The organism is Mogibacterium diversum, assembly GCF_002998925.1.
In the GTDB taxonomy this organism is placed as follows: Bacteria; Bacillota; Clostridia; order Peptostreptococcales; family Anaerovoracaceae; genus Mogibacterium; species Mogibacterium diversum.
In genome coordinates this window covers 404475-425773 of record NZ_CP027228.1, presented here as the reverse complement: position 1 = coordinate 425773, position 21299 = coordinate 404475, and the positions used below count along the sequence as shown (strand labels likewise).

General features: G+C 40.5%; 15 protein-coding genes. 4 read left to right on the top strand and 11 right to left on the bottom strand.

The features are described 5' to 3' along the window. Positions 1-921: 921 nt before the first annotated feature. From rlmD to ruvC, 6 genes are all read right to left on the bottom strand, one after another. Positions 922-2091, bottom strand: coding sequence for a 23S rRNA (uracil(1939)-C(5))-methyltransferase RlmD (rlmD, locus tag C5Q96_RS01985; RefSeq protein WP_106056710.1), 1170 nt, complete (start codon positions 2089-2091; stop codon positions 922-924). Next, positions 2078-3235 carry a tRNA guanosine(34) transglycosylase Tgt gene (tgt, locus tag C5Q96_RS01980; RefSeq protein ID WP_106056707.1) on the bottom strand — a complete coding sequence of 386 codons (1158 nt, stop codon included), beginning with the start codon at positions 3233-3235 and terminating at the stop codon, positions 2078-2080. Before tgt ends, rlmD begins: the two co-directional genes overlap by 14 nt. 9 nt (positions 3236-3244) lie before the next feature. Then, entirely contained in the window at positions 3245-4294 is a 1050-nt protein-coding gene (gene queA / locus C5Q96_RS01975) for a tRNA preQ1(34) S-adenosylmethionine ribosyltransferase-isomerase QueA (RefSeq protein ID WP_106056705.1), read from the bottom strand. A 76-nt stretch (positions 4295-4370) separates the two neighbouring features. After that, complete coding sequence (ruvB, locus tag C5Q96_RS01970) at positions 4371-5378, bottom strand: Holliday junction branch migration DNA helicase RuvB (protein ID WP_106056703.1); 1008 nt, start codon at positions 5376-5378, stop codon at positions 4371-4373. Between the two features lie 15 nt (positions 5379-5393). Further along, positions 5394-5993, bottom strand: coding sequence for a Holliday junction branch migration protein RuvA (gene ruvA / locus C5Q96_RS01965; protein WP_106056701.1), 600 nt, complete (start codon positions 5991-5993; stop codon positions 5394-5396). A gap of 6 nt (positions 5994-5999) precedes the next feature. Continuing rightward, positions 6000-6488, bottom strand: coding sequence for a crossover junction endodeoxyribonuclease RuvC (gene ruvC / locus C5Q96_RS01960; protein WP_106057980.1), 489 nt, complete (start codon positions 6486-6488; stop codon positions 6000-6002). Between the two features lie 158 nt (positions 6489-6646). Here ruvC and C5Q96_RS01955 point away from each other — a divergent pair, with 158 nt between their 5' ends. Further along, on the top strand, positions 6647-7105 hold the full coding sequence (locus C5Q96_RS01955) for an arginine repressor (protein WP_106056700.1): 459 nt from the start codon (positions 6647-6649) through the stop codon (positions 7103-7105). A 20-nt stretch (positions 7106-7125) separates the two neighbouring features. Then, entirely contained in the window at positions 7126-8745 is a 1620-nt protein-coding gene (gene recN / locus C5Q96_RS01950) for a DNA repair protein RecN (RefSeq protein ID WP_106056698.1), read from the top strand. A gap of 75 nt (positions 8746-8820) precedes the next feature. Here the strand turns inward: recN and holA are convergent, their stop codons facing one another. Next, positions 8821-9870 (bottom strand): DNA polymerase III subunit delta, encoded by a 1050-nt coding sequence (holA, locus tag C5Q96_RS01945; protein ID WP_106056696.1) that lies wholly within the window; start codon positions 9868-9870, stop codon positions 8821-8823. After that, positions 9860-12268, bottom strand: coding sequence for a DNA internalization-related competence protein ComEC/Rec2 (locus C5Q96_RS01940; RefSeq protein WP_106056694.1), 2409 nt, complete (start codon positions 12266-12268; stop codon positions 9860-9862). The genes holA and C5Q96_RS01940 overlap by 11 nt, the downstream gene beginning before the upstream one ends. Before the next feature lie 219 nt (positions 12269-12487). On the opposite strand from C5Q96_RS01940, the gene C5Q96_RS01935 reads away from it, so the two are divergent. Then, a complete protein-coding gene (locus C5Q96_RS01935) occupies positions 12488-15799 on the top strand; it encodes a transglycosylase domain-containing protein (RefSeq protein ID WP_158696658.1) in 3312 nt (1103 codons plus the stop codon). 135 nt (positions 15800-15934) lie between these two features. Here the strand turns inward: C5Q96_RS01935 and C5Q96_RS01930 are convergent, their stop codons facing one another. Continuing rightward, a complete protein-coding gene (locus C5Q96_RS01930; protein ID WP_106056690.1) occupies positions 15935-16774 on the bottom strand; it encodes a DUF975 family protein in 840 nt (279 codons plus the stop codon). Positions 16775-16858: 84 nt separating this feature from the next. Between C5Q96_RS01930 and C5Q96_RS01925 the strand changes: the two genes are divergently transcribed. Beyond that, positions 16859-17503 (top strand): thiamine diphosphokinase, encoded by a 645-nt coding sequence (locus C5Q96_RS01925; RefSeq protein WP_106056688.1) that lies wholly within the window; start codon positions 16859-16861, stop codon positions 17501-17503. Between the two features lie 174 nt (positions 17504-17677). On the opposite strand, the gene pheT is transcribed toward C5Q96_RS01925, so the two are convergent. Then, entirely contained in the window at positions 17678-20104 is a 2427-nt protein-coding gene (gene pheT, locus C5Q96_RS01920; protein WP_106056685.1) for a phenylalanine--tRNA ligase subunit beta, read from the bottom strand. Between the two features lie 9 nt (positions 20105-20113). After that, positions 20114-21151: a phenylalanine--tRNA ligase subunit alpha gene (pheS, locus tag C5Q96_RS01915; protein ID WP_106056683.1), complete on the bottom strand. Its 1038-nt coding sequence runs from the start codon at positions 21149-21151 to the stop codon at positions 20114-20116. Positions 21152-21299: the final 148 nt, after the last annotated feature.

Below are 21299 nucleotides of genomic sequence, written 5' to 3'. Positions count from 1 at the left end.
CTTTTTACCATCTACTCATCATACTCCGTAACACGGTTTATCTGTGTCTGTAGTAACTGTAGGATCTCATCGTTTCACTTTTTAACATTTCCTGTTCGGCATCCCTGGTTACAATTGATGCCTTCTTTCCACTTGAGCATCAATCTCATTTGCAATTGCATCGTACTCGGTATTCTTGTTTACTCACATTTCTCTAGTGTAACCTCTTTTCTACAGATATGTTCCCACTCAACCTTATTTCCTCTCAAATAACAAGGCTTATTCCAAACTACCGATACCTTTTAACGATAGACTTAGAATAAGCCTTAGTTTTCTACATTTTATTTTAATCTTGATTGTCATTGTGGTTTTGACACACCCTCAGTCAGCAGTAGCCCGCTACAAATCAAACTTCACTTCGCTCGTTTTCTTTGGCGTGCCTTGCATAGGACGTACATCTGCTTCTACTTCGCTACTTTGTAGCTCGTTCCTATGTTCTGGCTTCCGCGGTTCGCTGTCTCCAATCGCAACGTCGCCTCGCTCCTTGCTCTTGGACAGCTGTCGCGTGGGCAGTACCAGTTTTTAGTTTGCATTTCTGATACTAGTTTTTTTATTATGCCTCCGCAGTAGCCCGCTACAAATCAAACTTCACTTCGCTCGTTTTCTTTGGCGTGCCTTGCGTGAGACGTACATCTACTTCTACTTCGCTACTTTCTAGCTCGTGACTATGTTCTGGCTTCCGCGGTTCGCTGTCTCCAATCGCAACGTCGCCTCGCTCCTAGCTCTTGGACAGCTGTCGCGTGGGCAGTACCAGCTTTTAGTTTGCAGTTCTGATACTAGTTTTTAGTATTATGACTCCGCAGTAGCCCGCAACAAATCAAACTTCGCCTTGCTCGTTTTCTTTGGCGTGCCTTGCGTGGGTGATACATCTACTTTCACGAACTATAGAGTAGTTCGTGAAAGTAGTGTTACCGACTCCACATGCTTCGTCTTCGGAAAATTATCATACGCCTTCATCACCACAGGCTCGTACCCCAGCTCAGAGAACTTCTCCAAATTCATCGCCATGGTATTAGGATTACATGAGATATAGAGAATCTGTTCTATGCCGTAGCTAGACAGCATCTCCACTACCTTGTCGTGCATTCCCATTCGTGGTGGATCCACAACTATCATATCGGGTTTCTCAGTCACCTCATCAAGCTTCGCTTTAACGTCGCCGCAGATAAAATGACAGTTATCTATATTATTCATCTTGGCATTATCAATTGCTGCATCAACTGAATCCTGCACTATCTCAATTCCGTACACCTTCTTGGCTTTAGATGCCATAAGCTGAGAAATGGTCCCAGTTCCGCAGTACAGGTCGTATACGACTTTTGAGTCAAGTTCCGGAATTAGCGCAAGCGCTTCGCTATACAATCTTTCAACCGCTTCGATATTAGTTTGGAAGAATGAAAAGGCATTTACCTTAAACTTTAGCCCGAGAATTTCCTCGTTGTAGTAATCACGGCCAAATAGAATTTTTACTCCTTCGTTGATTACGGCATCTGCTAGGCTATCATTGAACGTGCGCATAACACCGATAAGCTCATTATCTAGCTTAAGTCCTAGCAGCATATCAAGGTAAGCTTGTTCATCAAATCCATCTTCACTGCTTGTAACTATGTTAACTAGCAGCTCATTAGTCTTTACTCCGTGACGAACTACGAGATTACGAAGAAGACCTTGATGCGATTTCTTATGATAGAACGAATATCCTTTTTCTACACAGAAATCAAGTGTTGCACGAAGCACCCTGTTGAAGTCCATAGGAACCAGTTGACATTCGTCGCATGTAACAATCGACATGAAGTGTCTCTTCTTGTGCATACCTAGGGTAAGTTCACCACCGATTTCAAGGTCGCCGAACGTATACTCCATCTTATTTCTATATCTGTATTCTGAGAGAGCCGGAACTAGACCACAGAATACAGAATCGTCGACCTTGCGCCTCGTCAGCTGCTCTCTGATTATATTTTCCTTCTCCGCGCGCTGCTCTTCATATGAGACACCCTGATACAGACATCCTCCGCAGTGCTCGGAGATCGGACAGATCTTAAAATTCTCCATATTTGTTATAGAATTCCCTCTTATACTCTAGGAACCTATCCTCCTCAATTGCTTTTCTGATGTTTTTCATCATATTTACCAAGAAATGAATATTGTGTTCTGATAGCAACATCGAGCACAGTATCTCATCATTCTTAAATAGATGCCTTAAATATGCACGCGAATAATTTCTGCAGCAATAGCAATCACAATCTGGATCTAAAGTGCTGAAATCCCTTGCAAATGCAGCATTCTTGATATTGATTTTACCTCTGCTCGTCATCGCCATGCCATGCCTTGCTAGCCTTGTTGGCAGTACACAGTCGAACATGTCGACTCCTCGCTCAACACTTTCGAACAGGTAATCTGGGGTTCCAACCCCCATAAGGTATCTTGGCTTATCTTCAGGTAGTAGGTCGACGCAGTCATCAAGTACATCGAGCATGATTTCCTTTGGCTCACCGACGGACAATCCGCCGATTGCATAACCAGGCAGGTCTATCTCCGTAATTTGCTTTGCGCTTAGTTCTCGAAGATCCTTGAACATTCCGCCCTGCATGATTCCAAAAAGCGCCTGCTTCATAGTATCAGCGCCTGTTTCCATAGCGGATTTAGCCTCTAGCCTCCTGTGGTGATCGTCGCAGCGTCTAAGCCATCTTGTAGTGCGCTCTAGAGATCTAGCGACATACTTCTTTTCAGCAGGATATGCAACACATTCATCGAACGCCATCATGATATCTGAACCCAGCGCCGTCTGCACTTCGACCGAGCTCTCTGGGGTCATCATATGAGATGAGCCATCTATGTATGATTTAAACTTAGCCCCTTCCTCGGTTATCTTGCGGAATTTTCCAAGCGAAAATACCTGAAAACCACCACTATCTGTAAGGATAGGACGATGCCAGTTCATGAACTTATGTAACCCACCAGCTTCACGGACGATGTCCTCACCAGGTCTAAGGTATAGATGATAAGTATTTCCAAGTATAATCTCCGCACCTGTCTTTTCAACATCTTCAGGCTTCATCGCCTTTACCGTAGCCTGAGTGCCAACCGGCATGAATACGGGCGTCTCAATAGTACCGTGAGGTGTCGTAATCCTGCCGCGCCTTGCTCCAGTGCGAGCGTCCTTTTTTATTAGCTCAAAACTAAGTGATTCTTTCATCTCAAACTCCTACTTTATAAACATCGCATCGCCGTAGCTAAAGAACTTATATCTCTCACGCACAGCCTCTTCATAAGCCGCAATAATGTGCTCCCTATCGTATAGCGCCGAGACAAGCATGATCAGAGTCGACTTTGGAAGGTGGAAATTTGTAATAAGTCCATCCACGACCTTATATTTATACCCCGGATAAATGAATATCCCTGTGCTGCTATGTCCGCTCTCAATCTGCCACACACCGTCAACCTGCTTTGCAGCACTCTCAAGAGTTCTCGTAGAGGTCGTGCCAACGGATATAACCCTCCTGCCCTCTCTAATTGCTCGGTTTATGGTTTCAGCCGTCTCAGGGGCTATGGTGTATTCCTCAAAATGCATCTTGTGGTCCTCGATATTATCCACCTTGACCGGTCTAAAGGTTCCGATGCCGACATGAAGTGTTACGTACGCGATTTCGACGCCTTTTTCCCTCACCTTCTCAAGTAGTTCATCTGTAAAATGAAGACCTGCCGTCGGAGCAGCCACAGACCCATCCACCTTGCTGTATACGGTCTGATATCTCTCCTTATCGTCATTTTCCGCGTCTCGCTCGATATACGGTGGAAGTGGCATACTTCCAATTTCTTCGAGGCGTTCCATAAATATACCTTCGTATTCGAACTCTATTATACGTGTTCCGTTTTCTTTGTCTTTAAAACCTAAGATGTTCGCCTTAAAAAGCTTGTTCTCATCTAGAACCACAGTATCGCCTTCCTTAAGTCTCTTTCCAGGCTTAACAAGGCTCTCCCACTTATCACCCTCTAGGCGTTTGATAAGAAGTAGCTCTATATGTGCACCCGTCTTCTCTTTGATTCCGTACAGTCTTGCAGGAATTACCCTCGAATCATTTACGACAAGACAGTCGCCTTCATGCAGGTACTCTAGAATATCGTAGAAATGTCTATGCTCTATCGTATTCTTAGCTCTATCGAGCACCATCAGCCTACACTCATCCCTTTTTAGCGACGGTGTCTGGGCGATTAGCTCTCTCGGAAGCTCGTAATCAAAATCTTCTAGTCTCATTTATTCTGTATTCTCCAGTTCTAATCAGCGAGGCGCGATTACGGATACATATAGCACATATCCGCCGCGCCCCTTATTAATCTTCTTTGTAATAGGACATCAGTCCTAGGTATTCATATGCAAGCTTAGTAACCATACGTCCTTTCTGCGTACGGTACATGAGGTCTGACTGAATGAGGAACGGTTCATTGACATCCTCGAGTGTCACCCTCTCTTCGCCGATCGCACTAGCAATAGTTTCAATTCCAACCGGTCCACCGCCAAAGCTCTTGATTATCGTCTCGAGGATCTGCCTGTCTAGCTTATCCAGTCCGAGTTCATCCACGCCGAGTGCTTCTAGTGCTTTACGTGTCACTTCGATATTAAGCTGTCCATCACTTATAACTTCACTAAAATCCCTCGCCCTCTTGAGCAGTCTATTTCCGATTCTTGGTGTCCCTCTCGATCTGCTAGCTAATTCATCGAGGGACTCATCGTCTATCTCTATGCCGAGAACCTTTGCAGAGCGAAGTAGAATATTCCTGATTTCCTCGTGAGTATAGAATTCGAATTTTGTGATTATTCCAAATCTATCTCTTAATGGTGCTGAAAGGCTTCCAGCCCTCGTTGTAGCTCCGACTAACGTGAATTTTGCGATATCAATTCGAAGAGATCTAGCCGCAGGTCCTTTTCCGATAATGATATCTAGTGCAAAGTCTTCCATAGCGGAATACAGGACCTCTTCAACTGAACGATTTAGCCTGTGAATCTCATCTATGAAGAGGACGTCATTCTCATTTAAATTCGTAAGAATAGCGGCTAAGTCGCCAGCCCTGCTGATTGCGGGTCCTGACGTAATCTTGATGTCTACTCCAAGTTCATTTGCAATAATATTTGCAAGTGTAGTCTTACCAAGACCTGGAGGTCCGTAGAAAAGCACGTGGTCTAGTGACTCACCGCGCTTCTTAGCAGCTTCAATATATATAGACAAGTTCTCCTTCGCAACTGACTGACCGCAGTACTCACTTAGATACTGGGGTCTGAGCGTGAACTCCCCGTTTATCTCATTCGGTATAACCTTAGTTGATGTGATGTTATCTAGCATTTCCCAATCCTTCTTCTATAGCAGATACTTAAGAGCTTTCTTGATGTAAGTCTCCGTATCAAGTCCTTCATCGGTTACGTGACCGATTGCATCTTCAGCCTCAGTTTTCGAATAACCAAGTGTAGTGAGTGCCATAACAGCTTCTTGCCTCGCTTTATCAAGCCCAGGAATAGGAACTGGAGTCGTTCCTCCCATATCTGGCATAGGAACCGAGTCAACCTTATCGCATAGCTCAAGAATTACACGCTCCGCAGTCTTCTTGCCTACACCCTGTGCCTTAGCAATTGCAGTAGCATCTTTATTGGCGATACTGTATTTAATCTCATCAGCTGACCCCGTCGACATAATCGCGAGACCCGCCTTGGGGCCAACACCTTTTACGGTGATTAGCTGTTCGAACAGATTCAAAGAATCAAGCTTTGAGAAACCATAAAGCGACATGCCATCTTCCTTGACCTGCATGTACGTAAATATATTTACAATATCACCCTCTCGATGGAGAAGTAGCGGCGAAGTATCCGCAACGTATATGCGAAAGCCGATTCCTCCGCTCGTCTCGATAATCATTGATCCCTTGTCATAATAAAGGTATTCACCTTTGATATTTCTTATCATTATCTCTTATCTCCCAATCACTCTGGAATTACGCGAATGTGCGTGACAGATAGCAGCAGCAACTGCGTCAGCTGTATCGTCAGGCTTAGGGACTTCCTTTAGATTCAGAATGGTCTTGACCATTGTCTGAACCTGCTTCTTCTCCGCCTTTCCGTAGCCTACAAGGGCTTGTTTAATCTGCATTGGTGTGTATTCAGACACCGAAAGCCCACCCTCAACGCATGCGAGCAGAGCGATTCCTCGTGCCTCACCTACGCCGATAGCCGTCGTAACATTTCTATTAAAAAAAAGCTCCTCTATCGACGCTTCGTCTGGCTTGTACTCCTGAATTATTTCAGTCAGCCCGTCGTAGAGCAACTTTAACCGCTCAGGCATCGGCACTCCCGCCTTCGTCTCAATTGAACCGTAATGGACGGTCTTAAAGCGGTTGCCATTATAGTCTAAAATGCCATATCCCATGATGGCATAACCTGGGTCTATTCCTATAATTCTCATCATTAATCACCTCCGATATTTTACCAAAAACAGGCCATTTTGTCTATTAATCAGGACAACGAGTGTTAATGTTTCGTATTTATTCATTCACTTGCAAATTTATGCTATAATTTATTGTGTGTTGTGTACAGAAAACCTTTTTATCATTGGGAGGACAGATGCGTTACTCAAGACAGAATAAGATATTAGAACTAATCCAAAAGCACGTAGTAGAGACACAAGATCAGCTACAAGATCTACTCGAGCAGGAAGGCTACAAAGTAACTCAAGCGACTATCTCTAGGGATATTAAAGAGCTGCAGCTCGTTAAGGTATCAATTGATAAGGATCGCTATAAGTACACATCAGGGAAGTTCGACATTCAGCCGATTTCTGAAAGGTTTATCAAAATTTTTAGAGAGACTATCGTCTCCTATGCTTCGGCACAGAATCTCATCGTAGTAAAGACACTTTCTGGCTGTGGAAATGCCGCAGCTGAAGCCATCGACTGTCTGAAGCTCGAACACGTTGTGGGCTCAGTTGCCGGAGATAACACTCTACTTATTATTGCTGAACATGAAGAATATGTTGCAGCAATTCTCAAAGTGTTTGAAGACATGATTGCCCTAAGAGAATAAATTAAAATTGAGGTATCTTAATGCTCGATCGTATTGAAATCACTAATTTTGCGACAATTGAACATATGGCATTTGATCTTGGTTCCTCTCTCAATATCATCACTGGTGAGACGGGATCTGGTAAATCTGTACTAGTGCAGGCCATTAGCACAGCCCTCGGGGACCGTGCTGATATTTCTATGATCAGAAATGGCACAGATAAAGCCCTTATTCAAGTTGTCGGCCATATTGGAGAGGAAGATGTTATTATCTCACGAGAGCTTCTTAGGTCAGGAAAAAGTGTTGCAAAGCTTAATGGAGAGATAGTTTCTCTGGCAAAACTAAGAGAGTTTTGCAGTGAATTTGTTGACATCCACGGCCAGTACGATAACCAGCAGATACTCGATCCAGAAAACCATATACTCATCACCGATAGCTATAATCACGGATCTATCGATAAGGAGCTCAGTAAACTTAGTGACCTTTATAAACTATATCATGAAGTCAAACGTGAATACGATCAGCTACTCCGAAGCGAGTCAGAATCGCGTAGACAGCAGGACTTCTATCAGTTCGAGTTTGACTACATAGACAACCTTGATTTACAGCCTGGTGAAGATGATGAGTTAAGAGAGCAGCTAGAATTGATGCGTAACAGCGAGCGAATATACGAGGCCGTTGCCGGTTCATATAGCAAGCTAACTGAAGATCCTCCTGTTCTCAGTGTTATTGGCTCATGTATGAATCAGCTTCAGAGCATTGCATCATACAGCGAAGAGCTAGGCGAACTATCAGAGAGCTTCTCAGAGCTATACTATGGCCTTGAAGATATCTCTTCTAACCTTAGGAATACAAGTGAATCTATCAACTTCTCAGAGGAAGAGATAGATCTTGTATCGTCAAGGCTAAGTGTAATTGAGGATGCTAAGCGAAAATACAATATGAGCATCGAAGAGATTATCGCATACAAAGAAGAGCTCGATAGTAAGCTAGGCGTAATCCATAATCTTGACGATGAGAAGAAAAGACTTGCCGAGCTTATCGACAAAAGATATAGCGAACTTGAAGCGCAGGCTGAAGTAGTCAGCAATATTAGAAAGGCCAATGCTGCTTCACTTGAAAGAGAGATAATCAAGGAACTTCAGGACCTTGCTTTTGCAAATTCCGAATTCAAGATCGATATAACAAGACATGACGACATCTCTGAACTCGGATATGACGGTGTTGAATTCCTGATATCTACTAACCCAGGTGAACCTCTGAGACCGATGGCAAAGATTGCCTCTGGCGGTGAAATTTCTCGAATCATGCTCGCCTTCAAGCATATCATCGGTAGTAGTGACAGCGTTGAAACCATGATCTTTGACGAAATTGATACTGGAATCAGCGGTAAGACCGCACTTGTAGTAGGTCATAAACTTAGCGAGATTGCCAATCATAGACAGATATTATGTATCACTCACTTACCTCAAATTGCCGCTTCTGGAGATGATAACTTCTCGATTGATAAAGAGATTTCAGAAGGTAAATCTCATACGGTTATCACTCACCTAGATGAGGCAGGCAAACTTGAGATGCTTGCTAGATTAATAAGCGGTGCTCCAAACAGCAGCAATGCACTTGAAGCTGCAAAAGAGCTAGTCGCATCAGTTAAAAAATAAAGCTTGAGGTACAGCCTCAAGCTTTTTCCGTTTATCTTGTTTATTATCGGTGATTTTTGTGTACTTTTACATTAGCTACCAGTTAAAGACAAATAGCTCAAGTGATGTATTCTTATCCATCTCGCCTGTCTTTAGCAATCTATCAGTATCGTATAGCTCAATTAATGCTTTTTTTATCTTAGGCTTACCAACTTTTCTAGCTGCAGAGTATGCCTTTTTTAAACGATACTCATTCACTCCAAGGTTCTTAGCCATAGCCTTGATAGGCATACCTTCGTCATCTAGTTCTAGCGAATCATACATAATCTCAAACTGACCTATTAACGTAGACGCAAGTGAGAAAACATTTCCTTTACCTTTTGAGTTTTCACCAGCAGAAATGGTATTTATCAAAAGCTGCATAGCCATGTTTTTCTTACCAGCTAGTAGATAGTCAATGAAGTTAAACACAAATCTATCCTTATCACCAACCATTATCTCTTCTATGAGCTGCTTTGATACACTATCTTCATCAGAAGCATTTACTAGCTTCGTAAGGTCCGATTCCATCCTGTATAAATCATATTCGCTGTCATTATTGAGATATCCGGATATATCTACGAGGTAATCCATATCGCGAGCACCAATCAGCTTTCCGGCTGAGCGAATTCGCTTGTTTACAAATGATTTAAGTTCCGATGGATTCAGCCTCTCGAAATTATATGTACTGCATAACCCCGATACTTTGCTAGCAAAAGCATTTAACTTCTCCTTCTTGCCAGGGCTCACAAGTGGCTCCAGATAAAATAAGAGAATCGTCGATGGATTTGGGCTGCTGAGATACTCTAGAATCGGAGCAGTTTCAGTTACGGAGCTCTTTTTTATTAGTGGCTGATAATTTTTAACCGTCAATACCCTTGTGCTGGCAAACATGGTCATGGTATTAGCAGTTTCAACGATTTCCTGCGCTGTTACAGTCTCTCCATCGAGATCTGTTACCACGTATTTTCTGTCAACCTCACTCGAATTGCTTTCTACAATTCCCTTTACAGCCCAGTCAGTAAGGAATCCCTCTTCGCCATAGAGAAAAATATTACTGCCTATTACGCCACTCTTTATATCTTTACTAAACTCTTTAAACGACATCCTTAATCATCCTATCGATTCTAATCTTGTTATTACTAATATCTACGCCAATAGCTCCTTCTTTATCATTTCTATAGACACTAATCCCACGCTTTTTAAAGCGCTCTATTACTCCTGCATTAGGATGGCCATATGTATTATGTTCACCAACCTGGATAATTGCAATTCTCGGGTTTACAGCATCTATAAACTTTTCATTAGAGCTATACCTGCTTCCGTGATGCGCTACTTTAAGTATATCGCATTTTAACACGTCAGTAGATTTGTAGTATTCTATCATATCCAGTTCATCTGCCTCAACTAGGTCCCCAGTTAACATTATCTTAACGCCCTTATAGTGCAGTATGTATACGGTATTTAATTCATTATCATCAGATTCACTCGTCGCTATCCTATCATCCATAGGCCAAATAGCTTCTATCCAAACGCCTTTTTCTAGCCTTATCTTATCTTTGAATCTAACTAAATTTAAATGTCTCCCCTTCACTTGGTATCTGTATGGATACGGAACCATATACTGTTTTACAGGATACACTTCGCCTAACTCCATGGCACCTTTACAGTGATCCATGTGCATGTGGGTAAATATGCTTATATCTAGATTGCTACAGCCATTCTTCAAAAAGTACTCTTTTAGCACCTTCTCCCCGATATTACGTTTCCTTTCTCCACCACCATCTAGAAGTACATCATAATTGTCAGTTCGTATGTGTATCCCATCACCCTGTCCGACATCAATAAATACCAATTCATAATCCAAAAATAAATTTCGGTACGCATAACCTATTGTAATAGACATACATAAAATGAGTATCACTGATTGCAATACGACTAAGTAACGTTTTCGGAGTATCATAACGATATTGAACTCTGAACATATGTAAAATAGCAATGCATAGATTGCAATTAATGTCGCTATTTTCATAGAGCTAATGGAATATGAGAATTTACCACCCATATTAAGCAAGTGATTGAGCCTAATTATGATTTCTGTCAGATAAAATATCTGGCTTTTAATTATTATTCCAACTTTACCGATTATTGAGTACGTTGCTAGTCCGAATATAGAGAATGGCACTAGCATACCTATTAATGCAACAATTGGTACATTTATCAGAAATCCTATTGGATTAATTTTGTTAAACGTAAACATCGTATAAGGAATCATCGAGAGCTGAATCGCTAGTAAAAACCCTCCTCTCTTTCCAATTAATCTGCCAAGTGGATCAGTGAGAAAAGCAATTCCACACACCGCAAGAAACGACATTTGAAAACTAGCGCTGAAAAGCAAGAACGGATTATATATCAGCAGCATAATAAAAGATAGAGCCAATGAAGATAATAAATCGAACGGGCGCTTTAGATAAAAGCCCATAATTGCAGTACATGTAAGAATTACCGCTCTTGTAGTCGAAACATTCCAAGTAGTGAGTTCACCATATCCAAGCATTGCTAACATCGTCAGAACTCCTACGATTCCTCCATGGCGCCCCATAGCCATGAGCCTTAGCATCCCATATATTACCCCAACGTGTAATCCACTAACGGCAAGTACATGCGCCGTAGTATTTTCCCGAAACTCATCGATTGTATCTTCGTCTATGTCATCAGTATCTCCAAAGGTTACACCTTTTATAAATCCATACACTTTATTTCTACCATCCGATACATTTCTTGCAAAGCCTTCTTTGGTATTATTTAAAGAATGCCTCATAATCCAGAGTTTGCTTGTTTTCACACCTTTAATTTCGCTTATATTTATTACCTTCATGGTGTATGTAATCTTCTTAGTTAGAAGATATCGCCTATAATCAAAACATCCCGGATTACGAGCTACTGTCGGAACTTTTATTATTCCCTGCACCTTTACCAGCTTTCCATAAAGTTTCGTTCCAAGTTTATGATCCATGTCTTTGTATTTAATTTTTTTATTACTATAGCCAGCATTTGTTCTAGCTTTGAAACCATCACCTCTCTCTCTAATAAAGCCTTTCAATTTCTGACATCTAACAACAGTTTCATTCCCTAGCGAATAGGTTTTTACATCAATCGTAAGCCCTTTATCATTGTCTTTATAACCTATTACTCGTCCCTCAATATAATTATAATTTGATAGTTTATTAGGCATCATTGGTTTCATATCATGTTCATGAATTGCATAATTCATGCAACCAACGCAGAACATAAGTGCGCAAAGAATAGTATCCCTTCTTATATATTTTCTTGTGATTCCCTGTTCTATCGCTGTTCTTATGCAAACTATACGATAAATAGAAAATAAAAATAATGCAGTCACCGAAAAAGCTTTAACCGGACTTCCCTTATTTATAAATATGTCAGCAACAACAATACCTAGCGCCAGAGACACGCTTAGAGCAACAATTCTTCTTCTAAACATACTTAACACCACCGCTTAACAAGCGTCTATTATATTAATTTTTATATATTTATCAGATGCTATCACGCACAGGAATTCCCTTCAGCACATATTTAATTTATACAGATAATGATCATCTAATACGCACATACAATCTTCACATTAAAATCGTCCTAAATGTTCATCTTTCAAGCGATTCATGGTAGAATAATATGTCATATTTTATTTAAGAGGCAATTTATGGGAAACGATTCAACAAACATAAAAGAATTAATTAAGAGACTACAGAATGGCGAGCGTCTTTCCTCTGAAGAAATGCGCATAGTTGCAAATCATGTAGCACAATTGAAGTTTGAAAAAGCACAGCGGGAAAAGCGTGCACAGGCTGCTGCTAACGGAAGCGAGAAAAAAGGTCTTTCCTTCCATGAGCAGGTTGCTAAGGCTGATGCAGAGGCGAAAAAGAACAGACTTAAGAACAATCTTGAAAAGCATTCTGCTAAACACAATACCACTGCTGACGAAGCCTCGCTTAGTAGCAAGGCCCGTATTATTAGCGAAGATGGTAAGGCTGCTTTTCATGAACAAGTTGCTAGAGCTGAAGCTGAAGCTGCAAAGCACGATAAATCAATACGAAAAAGAGCAAAAGAAGAAAAGAAACTTTTAAAACAAGAGCAGAAAGCAAAAACACGTGACGAAGGCGTTCGTTTTAACCTAAAGAGAGATTTTAGGCACCCTGTTCAGTTTATAAAACGAGTATTTACTAAGCCTAATCCGTATTACACCCCTGGAGCTGGTGAATATATTATGGTAGCAGGTAAAAAAATTAAGAATAAGGCTCGTGTTTTTAGTAAAAAATACGCTATTCGCAATTTTATTGTGATGGGCATAGCCATGACACTTATGTTTACAATCTATGCGGCTGCAGTTATAGCTTTTGCACCTAAGATTGATCCAACAAAAATCTATGATCAAATATCTACAGATACGATCATCTATGATGATACTGGCAAGCGTGTTGGAAGTGTCAATAATGGAGAAAGTCGTACTATCATTAAGTACAAAGACATCCCAAAACACACAGTTGATGCATTTGTAGCTCTTGAGGACAAGACATTCTGGAAGCATCACGGTTTCAATTGGACGAGAATGGCCGGCGCTATAGTCTCCTCCTTTGGACATGGTAACATTCGTGGTACTAGTACACTTACTCAGCAGTTAGCAAGAAACGTGTATCTCCCAAATATCAAGAGTCAGAGATCAGTTCGTCGTAAAATCCTAGAGATGTATTATGCTGCTAAAATTGAGAAAACTCTGACTAAAAAAGAGATTTTTGCGGCATATGTAAACAGCATTTACTTTGGGTATGGTAATTACGGTATTGAAAATGCTTCAAAGACTTATTTTTCAAAGAGTGTAAGCGAACTTTCCATAAAGGAAAGTGCCGCACTCGCTGCTATGCCACAGTCCCCAGATACTTATTCACTCGTTCAAAATACAGATTCTCCACTAGCATCGAGAGAAACTTCAACTCCTATTAAGGTTGGTGGAAAGACGTACATTGCGAACGATATTTCAAAATCGCGTCGTCAGATTGCACTTAAGCTTATGTACGATCAGGGGTATATCACAAAAGCCCAATACGAGGATAATAAATCTGCTAATCTTGTAGATTTCCTAAACCCTTCATTGAGCTCGGGAAGCGATGCAAGCTCTTCTTATTTCACTGATTATACTGTGAACCAGGTAATCAAAGCACTTATGAAGAAGTACAAGCTAGACTACAAGAGTGCTCATGACATGGTTTACAATGGTGGTCTAAAGATATACTCAACCATGGATTCCAAGGCTCAGAAAGCTGTTGAAGATGGATTTAATGAAGGTAGCTACTTCCCTTCACTAACTGGACTTAAAAAAGACAGTTCAGGAAATATCGTAAGTGATAAAGGTTCTATTACACTCTATGCATACGATAATATGATTCAAGACGACAAATTCGTACTTCAGGATGGCGAGTACAAGAATAACGCCGATGGTTCAATCACACTCTACAAGAACAAGCGACTAAATATTTACAAGACGTCAACGGCTAATGGTACTGATTATAGCCTTGAGCTAAAGCCTTCATATGTAATAGAAAATAGTAGCTTATATATAGTTCCAGGCGGATATATCAACATTCCAAGCAATAGCAAGTCCATGGATAAATCTGGCAATCTTGTGATCAGTGCTAAGTTTATAAAGAATAACAGCAAACTTGTCACTACTGTTGATGGAAATCCAGCTTTCACTGACAAGCTATACATACTTCAGGATAAAGTTATTCAGCCACAAGGAGCTATGGTAATCACTGAAGTTGGTACCGGAAAAGTAAAGGCTATGGTCGGTGGTCGTGGTGTTACTGGAAAACAACTATATAATCGCGCTATTAACCCTAGACAGCCTGGTTCTTCAATAAAACCTCTCGCAGTATACAGTGCGGCACTCCAGAGAAGTTATGAGTATGCGGAGCAAGGTCAGAAGTATCCACTTGTCGACCCAGGTAACGATAAGCAAGGAACAGATAATTACGGTGACTATCTAACTGCCGCGTCGGTTATTATCGATGAACCAATTAAGATTAACGGCAGAATTTGGCCTAAGAATTCAAACAATAGATACTCTGGGCCTATGACTATGCGTAAGGGTATGCAGACGTCGACAAACGTTGTTGCTGTAAAATTATATGAGCAGATTGGTGCAGATTATTCTGCTAGTATGGTTGAAAAATATGGAATTAGTACACTCAACAAGTCAGCAAATGGTGATATGAATCCTGCTGCACTTGCTCTCGGCGGTCTGTCAAAAGGCGTTTCACCTTACGAGATGGCGGAGGCATATGCTACCTTCCCTAACGGTGGTGTTCGTGTAGAGAACAGGGTCTTTACAAAAGTTGTTGATAGAGATGGTCGTACAATTCTTACAACTGAAAAGAAGAAGCATAAGGTTCTAGATGAAGGTGTTGCTTACATTATGGTTACAATGCTTAAGTCAGTTGTAAATGGTGGTACAGGATCAAATGCAGCTATCTCTGGTGTTGAAGTTGGTGGTAAGACAGGTACCACAAGCAGCAACTACGATATATGGTTTGATGGAATCACACCAAAATACGCAGCTTCACTATGGATTGGTACCGATGTAAATATACCTCTAACCTCTTCATCAGTTTCTGCTGCAAGCCTGTGGTCGAGGATTATGCGTAATGTTCCTAATATTAGAAAAGGCTCCTACAAGCCAGCCCCTTCTAATGTTGTACATAAGAACGGAGAATATTTCACCAAGGGAACAGAAGGTGGATTAGGCAATAAACCTGACGAAGAATCTGAAGAAACTGAGATTATCGAGGAAGAACAGGAACAAACTAATCAACCTCAGAGTAGCAATAATAATTCCAATAACCAAGGTAACAACCAGGGTAACCAAGGCAATAACCAAGGTAATCAGGGCAATCAAGGCAACCAAGGTAATCAGGGTAATAATCAAGGAAACAACCAAGGTCAGCCTAGTAATCCATAATTAACCTTTGTAGCAATATGTTTTTTACATAATTACACATGTAAATAGCGGGGGTTCTCAATATGAGGTTCCCCGCTTTATTAATTAGCTGATATTTCAGTCTTAGTTTTAGATTTTCTTATCGACTCAATTCATTTATTTCTTAAAGTACTTAGCTCTTGCACCTGCTCGAAAAACAGCTTCTCCCTTATAAATAAAATTACTAAAGCCCTTTGCAACCATTAGTTCATAAAATACCGTCTCTCCAAAGAATAAATTCCCCATTGCATGATATATAGGGAGTTTAAGTATGAATGTAATGAAAATTGCAACTAATTTCGTATAGTTCCCCACCTCAGGCATTCCCATATATGAAAACAGTACTAGTGGTAGGCTGGAAAATATTATGAACGGGATATATGTCATGTCTAGCTGAAACAAACGAAACTTATTTCCCTCCATCAACCTCCTACTTTCTGCTAGGCAGCTCACTGCACTTTTCGATGGATCCTCAGCTAATACGTTGAATGCCTGCCTAAACATGTAAAACGCAATCACTCCTGGCACTATCAAAAACATTGTTAGTATTGATATCGCAGTCATCTGGATTATATAAATGAGCGTGGCACTAAAGAAAAATCTAACTCCATCGAGAATTGACGGGTAGTCGATTTGATTATTTCTTAGGTATCGCAATATATAGAATGAACGCCCAAGCATAAGAACGCCTCCGAGCGCAGCTACATATATAAAAGATGAAAACGCAAGATCTGGCAATTGTGCTAGAAGTTTGGGATCAATATCACCTGTAACAACCTTGAAGTATGATCTAGGCACAAAGAAACCTAAGACGGCAGGTACCAAATCCATAAATACATAAAATATAACGATCCCTAAGATATATTGAATCATAGTATCCTTCATATGCATTATCGATAGGTATCTGATCTCACCTAGATCCTCTTGAACAATGTAATGATTATTATTTTCAGTCATTATTACTCACTTTCTAGTTTAGAATCGTCTCTAATTGTAATATACTGAAAGTAGTAATTCAAGATTTAAGGACAAGGTGACACTATGTATAATAAAGCTTTAATTATCCTATCATTTGTTGAGAAGATAGATGTATCACATTTAAATGCTATCTCGAGTATTAGCGACTACATTATATGTGCAGATGGCGGTGTAGATATAGCGAAGACATATGGCATAATGCCAGACTGCGTAATCGGGGATTTCGATTCCACAATTAATAGCAACCGCCTTGATTGCCTTTATATCACACTACCGTCTGAGAAGGATTTCACTGATACTGAAGCTGCTATCAATCACGCAATCGAACTGGGTATTAGAGACATAACAGTGTATGGTGGAATAGGTGGCAGGCTAGATCATACGCTTGGTAATGTAGGTCTACTTGAAAAATATCTTGGCAAACTCGATCATCTCGAATTCATGGATGAAAAAAATTCTATGCAGCTGCTTGATGGCGAATCATGTAGTACAACGATTCTCACACCAATTTCTAACTACAGATTCTTTTCGCTTGTATCATTAGATTCAGCTGCTGATGGCATTTCAATCACCGGAGCTAAATATAACCTCGATAACGCCTCAATATCTCGAGCATCGACACTTTGTATTTCAAATGAGATTATTCTTAACCAGGCTCATATTTCAGTACATAAGGGCAAGGTTCTCTTGATGCGTTCTGCAGATTAGTTTTAGATTCTGCTTCTAACCTCATCACATATTACTGCTACAAATGTCTATAGTACTCACAAATACTTTTCCAGTAATGAAAAATAACTCCATTATTTATAACAAAAGGTCACTGCGGCGAAGCAGTGACCTTATTAATTTAAACCACATGTCTAGTTCGTAATCATCACCTGATTACTCTTCTCTGAGAGTAACGCCAGTCTTCTTGGCAAGTACATTTAAGATATTCTTAGTCTTCTTCTCAATCTGCTTAGCGGTCATAGTACTATCATCATTTCCAAGCTTGATACGAATCATGATGGACTTCTTGCCTTCTGGGATTTGAGATCCTCTGTATTCTTCTATGAAGCTAACCTCCTTAGCCATATATTTGATTGCTTCATATATATCTTCCCATTTGACATCTTCATCTGCTAAAAGCGATAAATCTTCCTCTACAAGTGGGAATTGTGGCAAATGCTCAAATTCATTAGTTCTTGATGTAAATGGAACCAGCTTCTTAACATCTAGCTCAAATACAGCAGCACTAGCTTTCTTTACACCTGCATCAGAAAGTGTAGCAACTGAAACCAGGCCAAGCGATCCAACAATCTCTTTATCATCATTTAGGATATTAAGGTATACTTCCGAATCGGCCCAAGATGGTTTCTCGACTTGCTTAAACTGATATCCATTCATATGACAGTATCTTGGCAGGGACTCCACTACTCCCTTCGCATCAAAGAATAAAGATTTTGCATCCTTGCCAACTACTGCACCTGTAAGCATAAGCTTGTGGATTGGTAGTGTTTCATCTTCTGATGACGGGTGGAATTCACCCTTTTCAAATACTTCAGCAACCTCGAAAATCTTAAATTCATCGTAATACCTAAGGTTCTTTACGACAGCTTCAAGAGCACCAGGTACTAATGACTGTCTCAAAGTTGCTAGCTCTGGAGCCGGAGGTGTCGCTAGTCTAACTCCCTTTGCCATATCAATCTTTGCGGCTTTTATATACTTCTCATCAATCCAAGGATAAGTAAATATCTCGTTGAAACCACATCTAAAGGCTAGATGCTCTCTGAGATGTCTGTTAAGATCCATTTCAATTTGATGAACTGCATTTTCAAAATTAACAGGTAGTGGCTTTGCTTCAAAATTTTCGTAACCAACCAGCCTTGCAATCTCACCAAGCACATCATCTCTCATCGAGATATCGCCTGTTGAACGCCATGTAGGTGCTACAGTATGGAATACGCCATTTTTGAATTCAACATCAAAGCCTAAACGACCCAAAGTATCTGATATTTCATTATCATCCAGGACTTTTCCAAGTCTAGTATCAAGGAAATCTTTTGTCAAATCAACTTCAGCCCTCTTTGTTTCTATTGGATTTACATCCTTAAAGGCTGTGAATTCAGCCTCAGGGAATATTTCCTTAAATAGCTTAATCCCAAGAGCAAGTCCCTGATCTACCCTCTGTGTATCGATTCCTTTCTCATACCTAATTGAAGCATCTGTCTTCTCATCAAAACGTTTTCCTGTATTTCTGATTGCTCCTGCTGTAAAGTTTGCCACTTCAAGCACAACATCAACTGTATCATCAAGTATAGAGTCCTTCTTGCCACCTCTGATTCCTGCTAGCGCAATAGGTCCTTCAATATCGCAAATTACCAGATCTTCATGAGTAAGCTCAATATTTTCTCCATCGAGAAGTTCCAGTTTCTCATCAGACTTAGCGTTTCTAACAACAATCTTCTCACCTGTAACGTGAGTTCTATCAAATGCGTGTGTTGGCTGTCCAACACTAAGCATTATATAGTTGGTTATATCGACAATGGCATTGATTGGTCTCATACCACCGTTTATAATAGCGGTTTTCATCCATAGAGGCGAATCTTTTACAGATAAGTTTCTAATCTCTAGGCAGGCATATCTATAGCATTTTTCAGTACAGTCTATTTCAACTTCATATTCCCGTAATCCTTCCGGTACAACAAATTCATCAAGAGGCTTCAAAGGGAGTTTGTAAATTGCAGCTAGTTCCCTTGCAATCCCATAGTGCCCCCATAAATCAGGTCTATTGGTAAGCGATTTATTATCAATCTCAAGAACAGTATCGTTCATACCAATAACATCTGCTATGTTCTGTCCAGGAGTTGCATCAATATCTCCGAGGTCAACAATTACAGTAGGATCATCTGCAGGATATAGATCTTCAAGATAAACCTCCTCGGCTCCGCAGATCATACCATACGAAGCTACTCCACGCATCTTCGTCTCCTTGATCTTCATGAGTTCACTTTCACCATGCCAGTAAACCTCTGCACCGGGCTTAGATACAACAACCTTTTCGCCCTCGTACAAATTTGACCCGCCACAAACAATCTGTACATCCTCGGATTCACCTATATCTACCATACAAATTCTGAGTTTATCTGCATTAGGATGAGCATTTACTGCAGTAATCTTTCCCACGACAATGTCATGGAACTTTTCAGCAGTATCAACAACATCTTCAACCTCTACAGTTCTCATGGTTAAATCGTATGCAATCTGAGAATTCGTCAATTCCGCAGGTATGTCTATATATTTTTTTACCCAATTTAGTGATACTTTCATAATGCCCTCCTACTTGAACTGCTCTAAGAATCTAAGGTCAGCACTATGGAAAAGTCTAACATCATCTACTCCGTAGCGCATCATAACAAGTCTATCTAGACCAATGTTGGTGTAGAAACCAGTCCACACATCAGGGTCGAGGTTAGCAGCCCTAAGAACATTTGGATGGATAACACCACCTGGCATAACTTCAATCCATCCATTCTGATTACACACTCTACAGCCCTTACCACCGCATACGAGGCATTCCATATCGATTTCATATCCAGGTTCAGTAAATGGGAAGAAGCCTTCACGCATGCGAACGTTTATCTTCCTGCCGAATACCTTTTCAAGAATAGTCTCTATCATTACCTTTCCTGATGAAAAAGATAAGTCCTTATCAACAATTAGAGCCTCATACTGAAAAAAAGCTCTTTCATGTCTAGCATCTGTATTTTCATTTCGATATACACGACCAGGATAAACAAATCGCGTTGGAGCACCAACCTCAAGCAAGCGTCTAACTGAAGCACCAGTTAGATGAGGTCTAAGACAAAGTCTATCTGTTCCGTTCTTGTTCTCCGTACCTTCAATCCAGTATGTATCCATCATCTGTCTTGCCGGGTGATCAGCAGGGAAATTCAAGTTGTCAAAAGCATACTTCTCACTACTAATGTCATTCTCGCTAAATATCTCAAAGCCCAAGGAGAGAAAGGCATCGTTAAGATCGTAGCACATCTGAGTGATTGGATGAAGCGCACCGCTCTTTATAGGTGTGCCAGGTAAAGTAAGATCTATTTTCTCATCTACAGCAGATTTTGATGCGACGAGTTCTTCTTCTCTCTCACTAATCTTTTCTGCAAAGAAATTTTTAATTTCATTTGCCTTCATTCCAACTGATTTTCTCATCTCTGGTTCAAGCTTCCCAAGGTTCTTGAGTACGTCAGTTAACGCCCCTTTTTTTCCTGTAAGCTCTCTACGAACATTTTGTAAAGCTTCAACACTTTCAGCATTTGCAATACGTAAAAGCCCATTTTCACGTATTTCTTCTAATCTACTATGCATAACTTAAGCCCTCCTTGTAAGCATGCTATCTTAAAAATATACCCAAATATTTTATCATTTTTTGTTATTTTATTCAACAAGACTGAAAACCTCATTTCGTACAAAATTAAGTATTTTCATTATAAAAGGACATGTACATTAGTACATG